Origin of the sequence: Pseudomonas sp. K8, from assembly GCF_014889455.1 — a bacterium.
Taxonomy (GTDB): domain Bacteria; phylum Pseudomonadota; class Gammaproteobacteria; order Pseudomonadales; family Pseudomonadaceae; genus Aquipseudomonas; species Aquipseudomonas veronii.
In genome coordinates this window covers 1-699 of sequence record NZ_VJWO01000166.1, presented here as the reverse complement: position 1 = coordinate 699, position 699 = coordinate 1, and the positions used below count along the sequence as shown (strand labels likewise).

1 protein-coding gene is annotated in these 699 nt (G+C 69.4%); it reads right to left on the bottom strand.

What is annotated here, in order from left to right:
* Nucleotides 1-94: 94 nt before the first annotated feature.
* The coding region (locus INT12_RS30755) for a hypothetical protein (protein ID WP_193059211.1) at nucleotides 95-699 on the bottom strand (605 nt) is incomplete at its 5' end.

Genomic DNA, 699 nt, shown 5'->3' with positions numbered 1-699 from the left:
GGCGTGTTCAGCGATCTCAACGGGGGCGCTGGAACGACAAAGGCGCGCCATTGGCGCGCCTTTTCTGGTCTTTCCGGGTCATCGGAAGGTGGACTCAGAGGTCCTGTTCGTACCGCACGTAGGGCACGGTGCCCTCATCGGTGCTTTCGTTGCGGGGGGCGAAGGGGTTCTTGCCGCGGGTGACCACGTTTTCCGCACCGACGGTGAGCTGGCCGCTCCAGGGGGTACGCCAGGTCAGGCCCACGCCCAGGCCCGCCCACTTGCGGGGCGGGCCGGGCACGTGGACCACGGGGCCGATGATGTTGCCGCTGAAGTTGCCGTAGCCGGCACCCAGGGTGAGGCTCTTGCTGTCCCAGCGGTCCACCAGGGCCGGGGACATGTCGGACAACGGCACCAGGCGCGCCTTGGCATAGGTCCCGCCAATGGAGACGAAGCCCTCGCGGCCGATGTTCTTCTGGCCGAACACGGTCAGGTCGTTCTGCTCGGCGCGCAGCGCCGGCGACTTGTTCGGGCCGGCCAGCCAGGCGGGCAGGGTGTCCTTGCCGGTGCCGGCAGTGATGCCGACGCGGCCGCCGGGGCGGTTGAACGCCGCCGTCCCGGTGACCCGGCGACTCAATGCGGTGTCGTCCTCGTCACCCAGGCTGGCCAGCATGCAATGGCTGGCGAGCCCGCTGATGCTGGTGCCGCGGCTGCTGTTGC